This is a genomic window from Geitlerinema sp. CS-897, assembly GCF_028368005.1.
Taxonomy (GTDB): Bacteria; Cyanobacteriota; Cyanobacteriia; order Cyanobacteriales; family Geitlerinemataceae; genus Baaleninema; species Baaleninema simplex.
The window spans coordinates 13,768-30,970 of the sequence record NZ_JAQNCQ010000177.1; the positions used below are offsets into that span (position 1 = coordinate 13,768).

The 17,203-nt window shown below is 52.2% G+C and carries 12 protein-coding genes and 1 tRNA gene; 9 read left to right on the forward strand and 4 right to left on the reverse strand.

Features of this window, described 5'->3' with window-relative positions; translation table 11 throughout:
* Positions 1-108 precede the first annotated feature (108 nt).
* The 5 genes from lgt (at position 109) to POG22_RS10995 (ending at position 5,653) form a co-directional block, all read left to right on the forward strand.
* On the forward strand, positions 109-951 hold the full coding sequence (gene lgt / locus POG22_RS10975) for a prolipoprotein diacylglyceryl transferase (RefSeq protein WP_498905251.1): 843 nt from the start codon (positions 109-111) through the stop codon (positions 949-951).
* Between the two features lie 139 nt (positions 952-1,090).
* Complete coding sequence (locus POG22_RS10980) at positions 1,091-2,572, forward strand: ATPase domain-containing protein (protein WP_498905253.1); 1,482 nt, start codon at positions 1,091-1,093, stop codon at positions 2,570-2,572.
* A 228-nt stretch (positions 2,573-2,800) separates the two neighbouring features.
* A complete protein-coding gene (locus POG22_RS10985) occupies positions 2,801-4,015 on the forward strand; it encodes an EAL domain-containing protein (protein WP_498905255.1) in 1,215 nt (404 codons plus the stop codon).
* Between the two features lie 121 nt (positions 4,016-4,136).
* Complete coding sequence (der, locus tag POG22_RS10990; RefSeq protein ID WP_498905257.1) at positions 4,137-5,498, forward strand: ribosome biogenesis GTPase Der; 1,362 nt, start codon at positions 4,137-4,139, stop codon at positions 5,496-5,498.
* 68 nt (positions 5,499-5,566) lie between these two features.
* Positions 5,567-5,653, forward strand: a tRNA-Ser gene (locus POG22_RS10995).
* Positions 5,654-5,885: 232 nt separating this feature from the next.
* On the opposite strand, the gene POG22_RS11000 is transcribed toward POG22_RS10995, so the two are convergent.
* Entirely contained in the window at positions 5,886-6,086 is a 201-nt protein-coding gene (locus tag POG22_RS11000; protein WP_017661045.1) for an RNA-binding S4 domain-containing protein, read from the reverse strand.
* A 7-nt stretch (positions 6,087-6,093) separates the two neighbouring features.
* Positions 6,094-6,882 carry a carbonic anhydrase gene (locus tag POG22_RS11005; protein ID WP_063714826.1) on the reverse strand — a complete coding sequence of 263 codons (789 nt, stop codon included), beginning with the start codon at positions 6,880-6,882 and terminating at the stop codon, positions 6,094-6,096.
* Between the two features lie 211 nt (positions 6,883-7,093).
* Between POG22_RS11005 and POG22_RS11010 the strand changes: the two genes are divergently transcribed.
* The 3 genes from POG22_RS11010 to POG22_RS11020 all read left to right on the forward strand — a co-directional run bounded on the left by POG22_RS11010 (position 7,094) and on the right by POG22_RS11020 (position 13,651).
* On the forward strand, positions 7,094-8,128 hold the full coding sequence (locus POG22_RS11010; RefSeq protein ID WP_498905259.1) for a DUF4351 domain-containing protein: 1,035 nt from the start codon (positions 7,094-7,096) through the stop codon (positions 8,126-8,128).
* 285 nt (positions 8,129-8,413) lie between these two features.
* Entirely contained in the window at positions 8,414-12,322 is a 3,909-nt protein-coding gene (locus POG22_RS11015) for a response regulator (protein WP_498905262.1), read from the forward strand.
* 60 nt (positions 12,323-12,382) lie between these two features.
* Positions 12,383-13,651, forward strand: coding sequence for a sensor histidine kinase (locus tag POG22_RS11020; RefSeq protein ID WP_063714829.1), 1,269 nt, complete (start codon positions 12,383-12,385; stop codon positions 13,649-13,651).
* 131 nt (positions 13,652-13,782) lie between these two features.
* Here POG22_RS11020 and POG22_RS11025 read toward each other — a convergent pair whose 3' ends face one another.
* Positions 13,783-14,091 carry a hypothetical protein gene (locus POG22_RS11025; protein ID WP_063714830.1) on the reverse strand — a complete coding sequence of 103 codons (309 nt, stop codon included), beginning with the start codon at positions 14,089-14,091 and terminating at the stop codon, positions 13,783-13,785.
* A 255-nt stretch (positions 14,092-14,346) separates the two neighbouring features.
* Positions 14,347-15,573, reverse strand: a complete 1,227-nt coding sequence (gene hpsP / locus POG22_RS11030) for a hormogonium polysaccharide biosynthesis glycosyltransferase HpsP (protein WP_498905263.1) — start codon at positions 15,571-15,573, stop codon at positions 14,347-14,349.
* A gap of 203 nt (positions 15,574-15,776) precedes the next feature.
* Between hpsP and POG22_RS11035 the strand changes: the two genes are divergently transcribed.
* Positions 15,777-16,886: a metallophosphoesterase family protein gene (locus tag POG22_RS11035; RefSeq protein WP_223307313.1), complete on the forward strand. Its 1,110-nt coding sequence runs from the start codon at positions 15,777-15,779 to the stop codon at positions 16,884-16,886.
* Positions 16,887-17,203 lie beyond the last annotated feature (317 nt).

The following is a 17,203-nucleotide window of genomic DNA, read 5'->3' on the forward strand; positions in this document are numbered from 1 at the left end:
GCCCGTTTGCCATCTCGAACGTTTCGCAGCATCCCCAATTTGCGACCTCCCCCGTTCGGGATTTAGCATCTCAGGTTTCCCCTTGTCGTTTTCGCGATATCCACGATCGTGTCTTTATCCCTGCTTGCGTTTACCTTTACTTCCCCCGGCCCGACGTTATTCGAGCTAGGTCCTCTTTCCGTGCGCTGGTACGGCTTCCTCATCGCCAGTGCTGTCCTCATCGGCGTCACCTTAGCCCAGTACCTCGCCCAACGTCGGGGAGTCGATCCCGAACTCATCGGCGACTTCGCCATTTGGGGCGTGTTAGCTGCCATTCCCTTCGCCCGTCTCTACTACGTCCTGTTTCAATGGGACGTTTACAGTCAGCATCCCGAACAAATTATCGCCATTTGGCGCGGCGGCATTGCCATTCACGGAGCAGTCATCGGCGGTATCCTAGCCGGATTGATTTTCTCGCGCCTCAACAAACTCCCCTTTTGGCAACTGGCCGATTTAGTCTCGCCGTCGTTGATTTTAGGTCAGGCGATCGGGCGCTGGGGCAACTTTTTTAACTCCGAAGCCTTTGGAACGCCGACGGATTTACCCTGGAAACTCTATATTTCCCCGGAACGGCGTCCTCAAAACTACATTGATTTCGAGTATTTTCATCCGACGTTTCTCTACGAATCGATTTGGAATCTCTTCGTTTTTGCAGTGTTGATGGTGTTGTTTTTTAGAGGAGAGCGAGAACGCAATCTCAAACCCGGAACGCTGTTTCTAACCTATTTGGCAGCCTATAGTTTCGGTCGGTTTTGGATTGAAGGTTTGCGAACGGATAGTTTGATGCTAGGTCCTTTGCGAATTGCCCAAGTGGTGAGTTTAGTCGGTATTGTTCTGGGAACCCTCGGTCTCGTTTGGCTCTATCGCTTTAATCGCCGTCTTCCGGATATCGTACCGCAAGAATCCGACTGAGCTTCGAGTTTTCTCGTACTTTTCTCGTACAAAGTGTCACACACCCGGACTAACCTCGGTTTTACTGAAATATTCGCGCTAAGCTAGACGCGTAGCTCGAGGAAACAGAAGCAACTTGCTATTCATTTAATATCAGATAATGTCAGAACCGCGCCTTTCAATTGGAATTCCGGGTCTCGATCGCATTCTCCACGGCGGACTGATTCCGGGGGGGGCGTATTTAGTACGAGGGGGACCCGGTTGTGGAAAAACAACTCTCGGCTTGCACTTTTTGCTGGCCGGACAAGCCGACGGCGATCGCCCGCTCTATATTACGTTGGGCGAGTCAGAGGTTCAAATTCGCCGTAACGGAGGTTTGATGGGCTTCGATCTTAGTGGGATCGAGTTTCTCGATCTCAGCCCCCGTCCCGAGTTCTTCACGGAATTTCAAACCTACGATATTTTCTCAACGGCTGAAGTCGAACGCGATCCCATCGCTCGGTCGATCGTCGAACGGATCGAAGCTTTCCAACCTCGTCGTGTTTTCGTCGATTCGATGACGCAATTTCGCTACCTCGCCAGCGACGGATTTCAATTCCGCAAGCAAGTTTTATCGTTTCTGCGATTTTTACAGGAACGGGGCGCGACGGTATTATTTGTATCTGAAAGTAGTTCGGAGTTTCCCGACAACGATTTACAGTTTATGAGCGATGGCATTATCAATCTCGAGTTTCAAGGTCGAGAACGCTTTGTTTCGATTCAAAAGTTCCGGGGTTCGGATTTTCACAGAGGTTCGCATACCCTGAAGTTAAAGGCAAACTGCGGGATTGAGGTATATCCTCGCCTCGTATCTGGCAATTACAGTCAGGAGTTCGTCTCGGAATCGATTCCGTCGGGAATTCCCGAAATTGACGAACTGCTGCACGGAGGAATCGAACGGGGGACGGTGACGATCGTGACCGGACCGAGTGGCGTGGGAAAAACCACGTTAGCCTCGCAGTTTATGAAGGAAGCGGCCGGACGAGGCGAGCGATCGGTGGTGTATTTGTTTGACGAAGCTGAAGAGACGTTTCTCAATCGGTGCGAGTCGATTAATATTCCCGTTCTGGCGATGAAACAGCGTGGGACGCTGTCGGTCGTGTCGATCGAACCGCTCATAGTATCTCCAGACGAGTTTACGGAAATCGTTCGTCGAGAAGTCGAACAGTTGTCAGCACAAATTGTCACGATCGACAGTATTTCTGGATATCGCCTTTCGATTCCATCGGGAGATTTAGTCCGACGCTTACACGTTCTCTGTCAGTACTTGAGAAATATGGGCGTTACAGTTATTTTAGTCAACGAAACAGAAGCGATTACAGGAGATTTTCGTGCGACAGAAATCGGAATTTCTTATATTGCCGATAATATTATATTTTTGAAATATATAGAGATCGAACATGAAATTCGTAAAGCGATCGGTATTCTTAAAAAACGAATGGGAGACTTTGAAAAAATACTCAGAGAATTCCAAGTAACTCGCTATGGAATTAAGGTGGGTAATCCTTTACGGCATCTTCACGGTCTTTTGTCTGGAGAAATTTCTAAAGCTAAACGTAAAACCCGAAAAACGTCATTTCCACAAAATTCAACCGAGTCGTAACAAAAGTTACTAAATAACTTTAAGCTTTGGTGCATTTCACTTTTGTATAATTGTGAGGAGTAATGCTACTTTGTTTTTTGAAGCCTTGCCACAAAAGGATTATGACTGACTCGCATCATTAGAGTACCGCACTACCCAAAATAAAAAACCAAAAGAGATAGGAAATCTATGTAAAATAAAAGGATATCTCTAAATCCCGATCGCTTTTCTTACAAAAACGAGAGAACGATGCCACGAATCTTACTGCTCGTCGATCGCCAAGAAAACCTTCGTTTGTTAGTCGAATGGCTCAGTCCGCGTTACGAAGTTTGCACGTCGCCAGACGACAGTGCGATCGCCCAACGGTTCGACCTTTGTATTGTAGACAGTTTAGCGTTCCAACGGTGCTGGCAACACTTGCAAGCGCGACAGGATCGAGAACATCCGGTGTTCGTCCCGATCGTACTCGTCTCTGCCCGTCCGAAACTTCAGTCTCAACAACCTCAGTTGTGGAAGATCGTCGATGAAATCGTCGTCACGCCGATTCCGAAAACAGAACTCCAGGCGCGAATCGACAGATTGCTTCGCAAACGCCAACAGTCTTTGCAACTGAAACTCGGTTCGATCGAAGGACTCGAAACTCAAGGCTCGCAAGCCGATCGCCTGTTGGTACTGCTAGAGTTAGAAGCGGACTTACACCACGCTATCGAACGCAACGAACTGCAAGCCTACTACCAACCCATTATCGAACTGGCCACCGATCGCCTGGTAGGATTTGAAGCCTTAGTTCGCTGGAAACATCCCCAACGGGGGTTAGTCTCTCCCGTGACGTTTATTCCTCTAGCCGAACGGACGAATCAAATTTTCGAGATCGATCGCTGGATGTTGAAAACCGCCTGCACGCAACTCCAACAGTGGCAATCGCGATCGCCAGACAGACCCACGCTACAAATGGGAGTCAACTTTACCAGTTGTCAGTTTCACGACGAGACGCTCTGCGAAACGATCGCAACCCTTCTCGATCGCCTGAACTTACACCCCCAACAACTCAAACTCGAAATTACCGAACGCAGTCTTCTCGAACCGACAGACACCACGCACGAGCAAATTGCTCGACTGCGATCGCTCGGTGTGGAATTTTATCTCGACGATTTCGGCATCGGCTACTCGTCCTTAAACTATCTCAATTCCTTTCCGGTAGACGGTTTAAAACTCGATCGCTCCTTCATCAACAAAATTGGCATCAACACCAACACCTCCGAAATCGTACAATCGGCGATCGCCTTAGCGTGCAAACTCAACATCGCCGTCGTCGCCGAAGGTATCGAAACGATCGCGCAACAGACACAATTGAGACAGTGGGGATGTCAGTACGGTCAGGGCTATTTATTTTCCAAACCTCTCGACGCTCGGGCGATCGCACCGCTAATCCATCGTTTTTCGGGCGATCGCACCTCTGGCTGACCGTAGTGTTTTCAGCAATTTCTCTATCTTAAAAAAACAGGCTATAATAATGTGTTTGGTGTTGCGATCGCGCAACCCCTCAAACAAAGTTTCCTTTCACAAATATTTCTAGCTCCGCACCATGTCTCTTCCTATAGTTGCCATTATCGGCCGTCCCAACGTCGGCAAATCCACCATCGTCAACCGTCTCGCCGGACGCAAAGAAGCCATCGTCCACGACGAACCCGGAATTACGCGCGATCGCACCTACAAACAAGCCTTTTGGCAAGACCGCGAGTTTCAAGTGGTCGATACCGGCGGTTTAGTCTTCGACGACGACAGCGAATTTCTCCCCGAAATCCGCGAACAAGCGATGTACGCTCTCGCCGAAGCCAGCGTCGCCATTTTCATCGTAGACGGTCAACTGGGGCCCACCTCGGCTGATGCCGAAATCGCCGACTGGTTGCGCCAGCAAAACGTCCCGGTTCTCCTGGCGGTGAACAAATGCGAATCTCCCGAACAGGGACTCATGCAAGCGGCGCAGTTTTGGGAATTGGGACTCGGCGAACCCTACGCCATCTCGGGGATTCACGGAAGCGGACTGGGAGATTTGCTCGATGCAGCGATCGCCTACCTTCCCGCGATCGACGAACTCCCCGAAACTGACGAAATCAAAGTGGCGATCGTCGGTCGTCCCAACGTGGGTAAATCCAGTCTCCTCAACGCCTTCGTCGGACAAACGCGGGCGATCGTCAGTCCCATTTCCGGCACCACCCGCGACACCATCGACACCCTCATCGAACGCAACGACACCCGCTATCGCCTCATCGACACCGCCGGAATCCGCAAAAAGAAAAACGTCGAATACGGGGCGGAATTCTTCAGCATTAACCGCGCCTTCAAAGCCATTCGTCGCGCCGACGTGGTGTTGCTGGTTATCGATGCGATCGACGGCGTGACCGAACAAGACCAAAAACTCATCGGCCGCGTCGTCGATGAAGGTCGCGCCTGCGTCTTAGTGGTGAACAAATGGGACGCCGTGGATAAAGACTCCCATACCATCTACGACTACGATCGCCACCTGGACGATCGCCTCTATTACATGAGTTGGGCCGAACGGGTGTACGTCAGCGCCAAAACCGGCCAGCGAGTTCACAAAATCCTCGATTTGGTGGACGCGGCCGCCTCGGAACACCAACGCCGCGTTGCAACTTCCGTGATTAACGAAGTTCTCGAAGAAGCGATCGCCTGGAAGTCCCCGCCGACGAACCGCCAAGGTCGCCAAGGTAAGATTTACTACGGAACGCAAGTGCGAACCCAACCGCCGACCATTACCTTATTTGTCAACGACCCGAAGCGCTTTAACGACAACTATCGCCGCTACATCGAACGGCAAATCCGCGAACAACTCGGGTTTACCGGAACGCCGATGCGTCTGATTTGGCGCGGGAAGAAAGCGCGAGACGTGGAAGATCGCGGTGTCAACCGTGCGGCGAAGGTGTAGGCAGTGAAGTGATTTTGTCAAGCCCTTGAAAAAAACACCAAATTTGTGCTAGGATGGGGTTCGCACCTGGAGAGGTGGCAGAGCGGTTGAATGCGGCGGACTCGAAATCCGTTATGGGGTCAAACTCATCGGGGGTTCGAATCCCCCCCTCTCCGTTTTACAGTGAACAGTGAAAGGCGCACCGACGATGCGCCTTTTGCAGTTATCCACGTAGGGTGTGTGACGCGGGGGAAGAAATCGGGTCGAAGTCAGGTTAATGTTGTTCCCGCGTCACGCACCGACCCTACAGTTCCACCCGATCGTGAGTTATCCGCGTAGGGTGTGTGACGCGGAGGAAGAAATCGGGTCGAAGTCAGGTTAACGTTGTTCCCGCGTCACGCACCGACCCTACAGTTCCACCTGGTAGCTGCGTCCTTGGGTGAAGACGACATCACCGTCAACGAGTTTTCGTCCTCGTCGCGTTTCGACTTCGCCGTTGACGGCCACTTCCCCGTACTGAATCAGGATTTTGGCTTCGCCGCCGGTGCTGACAGCTCCCATCCATTTTAGGAATTGGTCGAGTTTGATGGTTTTAACTGCATCGGTCATCGTCTTGCTAACCGCCGTAAATTCGAGACGTTTGTTCGGCGGACAGCCAGGGCATTGCCGGATCTTTGCGATGGTCTTCAACGGCTTCGAGTTGGTGCAGTTTGTGCGGCGATAATTCGTCGATCGAATCGGGAAGCGACAAGATACATTGCATCGGCGAGGCTTCGACGTTGGTGTTTTCGTCCGGCATAACGAAGGCGTGGCGCATGGCGTCGTATTCTAAAACGTCTCCCGTTTCGATGTGGTATACCCAGGCGTGAAGGTGCAGCTTCTGTTGGTGCAGCTTGGCGTGAATCACGGGGTAGGTTCGCAGGTTGTCGATTTGCGTCAAGACGTTTTCGGCGATCGCCACGTCGAGGAGGGGTTCGCCTTCGAGGGTCGAATAGTTTTCTTTCAGCAGGCGGCGGGTGGCTTCGGCGTGTTTGAGCCACTCGTACACTAACGGCATTTCTTCTTCTAAGCTACTGCGTTTGAGCAGTCCTTTCATCGCCCCGCAATGGGAATGTCCGCAGACGATAATGTGTTCGATCCCCAAGGCTTGCACGGCGTATTCGACGGCCGCCCCTTCTCCCCCGTTGGCCGCCCCAAAAGGCGGGATAATGTTTCCAGCGTTGCGAATGACGAACAGTTCTCCCACCTGCGCGTTCGTGATCAGGTTGGGGTCGATACGCGAGTCCGAACAAGTGACGAACAGGATACGGGGCTTTTGACCGTGGGAGAGTTCTTCAAACAGCTCGCGGTGGGTGCTGAAGTAGGTCGATTGAAATTCCCGCAGACCTTTGAGGAGTTTTTTCATCGTTGTTCGGGCGCGTGTCAGTCAGAGCTAGGGGTCGGACGAAGGTATTTTATCACTGTTTCCGCCGATTATTTTGGAGATCGATTGGATTTGCTTATCGTTGACTTCACCAACTTTGTCGGTGTCTGGGGGCGATCGTCAATGGATTCGGTATCGATGGGGTCTGCCCTAAAAAATCGTACAATTCTTACAATTCGTACCGAACACTGTCATGAGCGAGCCGAGTACTGAATTCGACAGCCCTTGGAAACAACTGCTCGAAGCCTATTTTGAAGCCTTTATCGCCTTTTTCTTTCCCCAAGCGAGCGATCGCATCGACTGGACGCGCCCCATCGAATTCTTGGACAAAGAACTGCAACAGGTGGTGCGCGATGCCGATTCGGGCAAGCGTTTAGCCGACAAACTGGTGAAGGTCTATCTCGCCGACGGTTCGGAAGCCTGGGTATTGGTTCACGTCGAAATTCAAAGCCAGCCCGAACGGGATTTTGCCGAACGGATGTTTCAATACCACTACCGTATCCGCGATCGCTATTCTCGCCAAGTAGCCAGCTTTGCCGTCTTGGGGGACGATCGCGCTTCTTGGCGCCCCCAAACCTTCGACGACGAACTGTTTGGCTGTCGCATCAGCTTTGTTTTCCCTGTTGTCAAACTACTCGACTATCGATCGCGCTGGCCAGAACTCGAACGCAGCACCAACCCCTTTGCCACTGTGGTCATGGCGCACCTCAAAGCTCAAGAAACCCGCCATAATAGGAGAGAGCGCCAACAATGGAAACTGTCTCTAATTCGGCGGTTGTACGAACTGGGTTACAGCGCCCAAGATATTATCAATCTGTTTCATTTCATTGACTGGTTGATGAGTTTGCCCGAGGCGTTAGAACAGGAATTTTGGCAACAAGTGCGTCAAATCGAGGAGGAAAAGCGTATGCAGTACGTCACCAGTGTCGAACGTCGTGCCAAACAAGAAGGGATTGAGGAAGGCATCCAACAGGGTCTTCAGCAGGGTCTACAACAGGGTCTCCAGCAGGGTCTCCAACAGGGTCTCCAGCAAGAGCTTTCTTTGGTTCTGCGTTTGCTCGAACGTCGCTTGGGAGCGATCGCGCCTGAGTTGGTAGAGCGGGTGCGCCGTTTGCCCCTCGAGGGCGTGGAAGAGTTGGGGGTGAACCTGTTGGACTTTGACAGCGAAGCGGATTTGCGGCACTGGCTCGATACTCAGAGGTTGGGGGCGAGCGATCGCAATATTTGAGCATCGAAGATAGAGGTCGAAACGAACGAGCCATCGCCCACTGTAGTCCCAATTCGATATTGGCGATACGCCCTAGCGATGCGTAACAGCCAACCTGACTTGAGAATTCAGGATCGGAGTGTTAAGCTAAGTAAAGATAAAAAAAGTATTAAGATATTAACTCAACTCAATTTTATTTTAAACAGCCGTTTCGACGCTCTAGCGGCTGTTCTTTAGCCATTTCTGCCATATTTTTTAGATTCAGTGGCTAGAGCGCCATCGTCAAGCGAAAAGAAAGGAGATACGGTGTTTAGCTCTTCTAAGCTGTCTCAAATCGATCTCAAACAACTGTGGCATCGCTGGACGAAGCGCCACCAATCGGGATGGCGTCCTCGCCATCTTCTGGTTTATCTGATTTTAGGGAGTTTAGCCCTCGGCGTCAGTCTGACCGCTTGGCTGAGCTATCAAGTGGTGCGAGAACTCCTCCTCGACAACCTCAAACAAAGCGCTTCGACAGCGCTCCAAGAAGGTGCTAACGAAATCGACGATTGGTTTGCCACCCAAAAAACCTACATCGAAGCAATTTCGAGTACGCCGACGGCACGCAGTCTCGACTGGGAACGAATCCAACCCTATCTCCAACAAGAAACCCAACGCCTCGATAACTTTCTGACTCTATCGCTGGTCTTGCCCGACGGCTCGTTTCGCAACCAGTGGGGACAAACGGGCAGCCTCGCCGATCGCGAACACTTCCAAAAAGCGATCGACGGACAAATTCACGTCAGCAAGCCCCTGATGGCCCGGATCTCCAACATTCCCATTATTGCCGTAAGCGCACCGATTTGGAACGATCCCAACGCGGCTGACCGCCAACCGATCGGCGTGGTGACCGGGGCGATCGAAATCCAGCAGTTCGCGAAAGTCGTCAACCGTCTCAACTACGGCCCGGGCAGCTATGCCTTCGCCATCGACGATCGCGGAGACCCGATCGCCTACCTCGAACCCAAAGAACCCACCTTAACGGGCGAACCGACCCTAAACTACCTCGACAAGGTGGCTGAAGCCGAAGTGCAAATCGCGCGTCAGCTCAAAGATAGCAATCGCAGCATCGAACGCACCGAAATCGACGGTCGAGTCGTCTACGTGGCGCACCAACCCCTCGACGATTGGTCGATCGCCCTGGTCATCCCCCGCGAAAATATCGAAAACCAACTGCGATCGCTCAACATCCTGACGGGCGTTCTCGGGGTCATCCTCACCGTGGCGACCCTCTTAGCCGGACGGCAAATCCAAGACTCCGAACGGACTCGGGCGGGAGCCGCCCGAGAATCGCTCCTCAACAGTCTGACGAGCCGCCTGCACGCCTCCCTCGACCTCGACAAAACCTTACCGCCGACCCTCAAAGAACTCACCGACCTGCTGGTGTTCGATTGTATCGCCTTCGCATGGTACGATCGCCACGACCAAACCCTACAAATCGTTTCTCAATACTGCCAAGTCGAACGTCCCCAGTGGAACGGACAGCTACGATCGATCGATCCCAATACCGATCTCGACGTGCAGTTGCGACAGGGCGAAGCCCTGACCCTCCGGGTCGAACCCTCCGGCGAACTCCTCGAACTGACCCCCGACTGTTACTCGGCCTTTCCCATCCCCACCCGCTTGGGATCGCCGGGATATCTCCTCTGTCGCCACAGCCTCCCCTTCAAACTCAACCGCGAAGAACTCGAACTGATGCGCCGAGTCGTCGCCCAACTCGGCATCGCCGTCAACCAAGCTCACCTGTACGCCGAAACCCAACGGGCGATCGCCTCTCTCGAACGAGAACAACAACAGTTGCGCCAAGTGGTCACGAACGCCCCCGTGGCCATGGCTATGTTCGATGCAGAAATGCGCTACCTGGCCTTTAGCGACAAGTGGATCGACGATTACAACCTCGACGGCGAAAACTTACTCGGCCGCCATCATTACGAAATCTTCCCCGATTTAACCGAAGACCGCAAAAACGACCATCGCCAAGCCCTTTCGGGGCAAGTCATCTCGAATCCCGAAATGGTATGGGAGCGATCGGACGGAAGCCACGTCTACCTGCGATCGGCCATTCACCCCTGGTACTGTCCCGAAGGTAACATCGGCGGTATCATCATCGTGACCGAACGGATCGACGATCTCGTCAACGCTCGCGTGGAAGCCGAACGCGCTGCCCAATTCAAAGCGGACTTTTTGGCCAACATGAGTCACGAAATCCGTACCCCCATGAACGGCGTGCTGGGAATGACCAGTTTGCTGTCCCGTACCGCCCTCAAGCCGCAACAACGGGAGTACGTCCAAGCCATTCAGCGCAGCGCCCAACACCTCCTGACGTTGATTAACGATATTCTCGACTTTTCTAAGCTCGAAGCTGGGGAAATGGAACTCGAGGCGATCGACTTCGACCTCGATCGCCTCATCGAAGACGTTCTCGACGTAATGGCCACCCAAGCCGAAGAAAAAAACTTGGAGTTGGCGACGCTGCTCGATCGCGACGTTCCCCGCCACCTGCGCGGCGATCCGGCACGATTGCGACAAATTCTCTTGAACCTCGTCGGTAACGCCATTAAGTTTACCGCTCAGGGAGAAGTCGTCGTCCAGGCCGCTGTCAAAGACGAAACGCCCGAAGCAGCGACGATTCGCTTTGCCGTGCGCGATACGGGAATCGGGATCTCTAAGGAAGGTCAGACAAAACTGTTCCAGTCGTTTTCCCAAGTCGATACCTCCACCACCCGAGAGTATGGCGGTACGGGGTTGGGACTGGCGATCGCCAAGCAACTGGTGCAGTTGATGGACGGTGAAATCGGCGTCGAAAGCGTTGAAGGTATCGGGTCGATTTTCTGGTTTACCGTACCCCTAGAACTGGCTGACTCGGTACCCTCCTCGGCGTTGCCGATGTTGCCCTTGAATATGAGCCGCTTGCGGTTACTCGTGGCTGCCGACAACGCCACTACCTGCCAGTCCGTAGCCTATTTGGTACAGTCTTGGGGCATGGACGATATTACGAACGTGGGGAACTGCGAAGAGGCTCTCGAGCATCTCGAGAAGGCGGCCCAAACGTCTCGTCCCTTCAATATTTTGATTCTCGACCTACAGCTGTCGGACATCGATCTCGAACATTTCCTCGACACTATCAACAACCGTCCAGCACTGACGAAGACGAAAGTGGTGGTGATGAGCAATATTAAAGACCAGCGTACTGCCGAAGCTCTCCTCGATCGCGGTGCTGCCAGTTACTTTCTCAAACCCGTTCGCGCGTCGCGGCTGTTCGATGCGTTGATCGCGGCGATCGCACCCAAAATCGGGGACAGCGAAGAACTGACCACCTCCAAACCGCCGAAACCCCTCTCTTCTATCGATTTTTCCAACTTAAGGTTGCTCGTCGTCGAAGACCATCCCACCAACCAACAGGTGATTTTGTCTCAACTCGAGGAACTCGGCTGTCACGCTGACTGTGCCTCGAACGGTCAAGAAGCCTTGGAACGATTGGGCAAAACGCAGTACGATATCGTACTGATGGACTGTCAGATGCCCGTTCTCGATGGTTACGCAGCCACCCGCGAACTGCGCCGACGTGAAGGGAACGTGCGGCACACCACGACCATCGCGCTGACCGCTCACGCGATGCCCGCCGATCGCGAGAAGTGCTTGGCGGCCGGAATGGACGATTACATTCCCAAACCCGTGGATTTGGAGGTTCTCGTTAAAACCCTCGAACGCTGGACGGGGAGCGCTCCCCAGAAAGACGATCCCGAACGCGAGACCGATCGCGCGAACGTCCACAACGGAACGTCAGCCAACGCTAATGCAGCGGCCGAGGTCTCGAGTCCCGAAACGCAGGAGTTTCCTCTCGATCTCGATCGCCTGAACAAAGTTTCGCGAGGGAAAGTCAGCTTGCAAAAGCGGTTGCTCGATGCGTTCGTGCAGGCGACGCAAACGGATCTCGAGGAATTTGAGAACGCCTTGGAAGCCAGCGATCGCGATCGCGTTATCGCCAAAGCACATCGCCTGAAAGGAGCCGCAGCCAACGTGGGAGCGCAGGGAATGTCCGACCGGGCCGCTGCGTTGGAAAAGCTGGCGCGAACCGATTGCTTGGGGGAGGCCGGCGCGATCGTCGAGGTGTTGGCCGCCGATCTCGAACGGGTTCGAGCCTTCGTCGCCAGCCAACAGGAAGAAACCTCGTAAGGCGGCACGAGGTCTATCTCAATTGCAGATTGATATTATGCCGCAAGGATCGACTCAGGTATGACACGCATCTTAGCGATCGACGATGAAATCACCACTCAACTTCTATTGCAGGACTTGCTCGAAAGTGAAGGACACGAAGTCTTAATTGCAGAGGACGGACAGCAAGGCTGGGAACTCACCCTTACACATCGTCCGAACTTAATTGTTTGTGATTGGATGATGCCGCAAATCGACGGGTTGGAACTCTGTCGCCGTATTAAGGCAGAACCGGAGTTAGAAGCCGTGTTTTTTATTTTGCTGACAGCTCGAGAAAACCTCGACGATCGCGTTCGAGGTTTGGATGCCGGGGCTGACGATTTTATTTCTAAACCCATCGAAACGGAAGAGTTGCTGGCACGCGTTCGGGCGGGGCTTCGTCTGAACCATCTCAACAACCAATTGAGCCGTTCTTTGCAAGAGTTACAAGCCGCTCAAGCTCAATTGGTTCACAGTGAAAAAATGTCGAGTTTGGGGCGTTTGGTTGCGGGAATCGCCCACGAAATCAACAACCCAATTAGCTTTATCTACGGAAATTTAACTTACGTCAACGAATATACTAGCACGCTATCTTCTTTAGTTCGAGATGTTGCTGAAAATCCCAATTTTTCACGAGAACACTTTCTCGAACAGCTAGAAGATCTCGATATTAACTTTATCGTTAAAGATATTAAAAATGTCGTATCTTCGATGAAAGACGGTGCGGAACGAATTCGAGAAATTGTCGTATCGTTGCAAGAGTTTTCGAGCAACGATCGCGCTGGACTGCAAAAAATTGATGTCTGCCACTCGCTCGATTTAGCTTTATCCATTCTCGAACATCGCTGTCGAGATAAAGTGAGTGACTTTACGCTGGAAATCGTTAAAAATTACGTAGAACTTCCTAAAATTGAAGGCTATGCCAGTTCGCTCAATCAAGTCTTTTTAGGATTGATCGATAACGCGATCGATGCTGTCACAGAAGCTGCAAAAACCCGAGGCGATCGCTGGCAGCCTAAAGTTTTAATTCAAACTTGTCAAACCCAAGACAATTGGGTAGAAGTCATAATTTCAGACAATGGGAACGGCATTCAAGATCGAATTCGAGACAAAATTTTCGATCCGTTTTTTACGACCAAGCCAGTCGGAAAAGGTAAAGGTCTCGGTTTGTCGATCGGCTATCAAATTGTCGTGCAACAGCACGGCGGACAGCTAGAATACCGTTCGCAACCGGAGTTGGGAACTCAATTTTTCGTGCGTCTTCCCCTCAAACCCAACATTGTAGAAGCCAAGCCGATCTCGACGCGTTAAAACACTCTCTCTTCAAGCTCGGACTTCACGATCGCCAGCCGTTTCCCAACGAGCCAACCCCCCGATCGCCTTTGAGAAATTGGGGGGTGTTTTGTACGGACTTTCAGTCGTCACTGAAGTTTTAACCCGGTTTACTTCGGACGTTTGAAATAACAGGCGGTCATTGACTCGTCGCGATCGCGATCGGGAGCGTACAAACACGCGACCATTTCAAACCCCAAATCTCCCAAATCCCGAATCTCTTGTACGAACCGTTCTCCACCCGGATCGGTTTCTTCTGTCGTCGAGACCGAGCGATATTCCCATTTTACCGGTCGCGCTTGCCGGTCGGAAGGCGAAAACTGTGCCGATGCCGGACTGACGAACTGCAACGTCGCCACGAGTCCCAACACCGCCAACGTTACGAGGTTTAACACCACACTCCAATTCCATCGTTTCATCTCGATATTTCTCCTCATCTCTTCGATTGCATCATCTCTCGGTTGGGGCGGTGCGTATCAGTGAAGAGTCTAGAGGGAAGAGGGAAGAGTGAAGACAGGGAAACGTTCACAGTTTCTCCACTGCTCCCTCTTTCCCTTGCGCCCCGGAATTAACACTCTCGACTCTACACTCTGCACTCTACACTGATAAACACGCACCCTTGTATATGGGCGGTGTACATTGGCGGTGCGTGACCGATCGATCGGTCTCACGATCTACACCCCGTTCTTTAAGTCACGCACCCTACGGGTGACGGGTGACGGGTGACGGGTGACTGAACCATAGGCTTCGATCGCCTGCTGCGCGATCGCGTCCCAACTGTAATATTGAGAAGCATAGAGGCGAGCGTTGTTCCCCCGTCTGCGACAATCCTCGAGATCGGACAACGCCTCCGAGAGACCCTCAAATACCGAATCCACCCTACACGACGATATCCATCCCGATTCCGACCCCTGTACCGCTTCCCAAATCTGCACGCGATCGGAAATTAAAACCGGCGTTCCCACCGCCATCGCCTCCGCGACCGCAATTCCGAAATTCTCGTAATAGGAGGGGAGAACGAACAAATCCGCCCCATACAACAACGCCGCTTTTACCTCGCCACCGACGAATCCCGTTACGATCGCCCGGTTTTTCAACGACGACACGACGCGATCGACGATCGTTTTCTCGTATCGAGGATCTTGCGGGTTGCTTCCCGCCAACACGAACTGAAAGTCAACCCCCCTATCCGCCAACCGTTCCAACGCCGGAATCAGTAAATCCAATCCCTTCTTCGGTTCGATGCGGGACATAAACAAGACCAGCGGACGGGTGGGTTCGATTCCCCACTTCTGCAAAATCTCCTCGGCGTTGTCGGGATCGTCTGGCGGCGTCACGCCCAACGGAATTACCCAATCGGTGGTTTTGACCCCAAACCGTTCGGAAATCTTGGCTTCCTCGGGACTGGTGAAGTGAATCGCCGCCGCCTTCGCCAAATTTTCCCGTTCCAGCAACGCCGCGTAAAGTCGTTTGAGTTGCTGTTTCTTCCGTAAATCCGCCGGATCGAGAGTTCCCAGAGGACGCAACACGTAAGGAAGTCCTCGATGTCTCGCCACCCACGCCGAGAAACTACTCAAGGGCGAAAACAAAGCGTGAATGTGGGCGATGTCGTAGTCGCTGGCGTGCGTCCACAGCCACCGCAGCAGCCCCAACGAAAACTTGTAGCGGCGAAACGGCGAACAACGAAAATACAAAACAGTGTAACCGTCTTGCGAAACGGGTTGGTTAAGGGGAACCTCGAGGGGCGGTTGTCCCGCATCGCCGTTAGAGTCGGTGGTAATCACTGTCACTTCAGCCCCCTGACGGGCTAACGCCTCGGAAAACCCGCGAACCATCTGACTCGGACCGCCATATACTAGGGAAATCGAGGGAACGATCTGCAATATCTTTAAATTTTTCATGGGAAACGTTCGATAATTGACGGTTGATAGTCGATCGTGTTTTTCCTGGCTCCCCTATCCCCTTACCTCTTCATCCCCTCAACGATAATCGAAAATTTTGCCGTCGCCTAGAAGCGAGCGATCGAGTCTCGCTACACTGTTGAAGTGGACTGATAAGGCAATCCAACGACGGCCCACTTCAAGAGCGAGCCAAGATATATATAATGCGAAATTTTAGATTTGCGATCGTCAGCGACCTACACATCGCCCTACCTGAGACAGTATGGGACAATCCCAGTCGCTTTCACCTCGTCGAAATTTCCATTCCCGTTTTAGAAACGATTTTCGATCGCCTGCGAGACGCCGATCTCGATTTTCTGCTGATTCCCGGCGATCTCACCCAACACGGCGAACCGGAAAACCACCGTTGGCTGGCTTCCCGACTGGCGAAACTTCCCTATCCGGCGTTTGTCATTCCAGGAAATCACGATGTTCCCGTTCCTGTCGCCGACGATCGCTCCATCGGACTTGGCGATTTCACTCATTATTACGGTGATTTCGGATACGACGATCGCGATCGCCTCTACTATACTCGCGAACTATTGCCGGGGTTGCACCTCATCGGCTTAAATTCCAATCAGTTCGACGCCGAAGGACGACAACTCGGAGTTCTCGACAGTCCACAACTTCAGTGGTTGGAGGAGGTTCTCGACAAACTGCAAAACGAAACGGTGTTGGTGATGGTTCACCACAACATCATCGAACATCTTCCGGGTCAGTCGCAGAACAAACTCGGTCGGCGATATATGTTGGATAACGCCCCAGTTTTACGGGAGATGTTGCGATCGCACAATGTCCAATTGGTGTTTACAGGACATCTCCACGTCCAAGATGTCGCTGGTTTTAATGGCGTTTACGACATCACCACAGGTTCGACAGTGACGTATCCCCATCCCTACCGCATTTTGGAATACTACACCGATCTCCACGGCAATTCTTGGCTGCAAATCGAATCGGGACGAGTCGAAGGTGTGGAAGGATGGAACGATTTACCTCGCATTTCTCGAACTTGGATGGGCGATCGATCGCGTCCGTTCATGTTGCGCTTGCTGACGGGCGAACCCTTAAATTTATCTCAGGAAGAAGCCGAACCCCTCGTTCCCAGTCTTCGTTATTTTTGGGCGAACATCGCCGATGGAGACGCGCAATTCGACTTCGCACATTTTCCCCCGAAACCCCGTCGTTTTTTTGAATCGTTTAGTGCGACGTTAGACGATGGAAGTTTGGCTTTAATTGACAATCACGTCGCGCTCAAACTGGGAGATTGCGGTTAAATTTTCTCGACTCGAACGGTCTTCGAGCGGTTTGGTTCGGTGGGTGTAGTTTGTCTACGAGTTGGCGATCGCCCTCTGGCTCGCTTTATTTTTTGTTAGCTTTTATTAACTTAAATATCGAATCACTGTAAATCGATAAATAAATCAAAACGAATTTTAGCATTTGTGAAGTCTTGATAAGTTTAAATAGTATCCCAAAAGCGATCGAATCTTCAAAACACTGATTGGGCAAGCTTTTCGTCTATTTTTCGATCGAGATCGTCCGAAAAACGAGCATGAAGTTTTGTAGATTAAGTTTAAATATTCCAAACAACTCT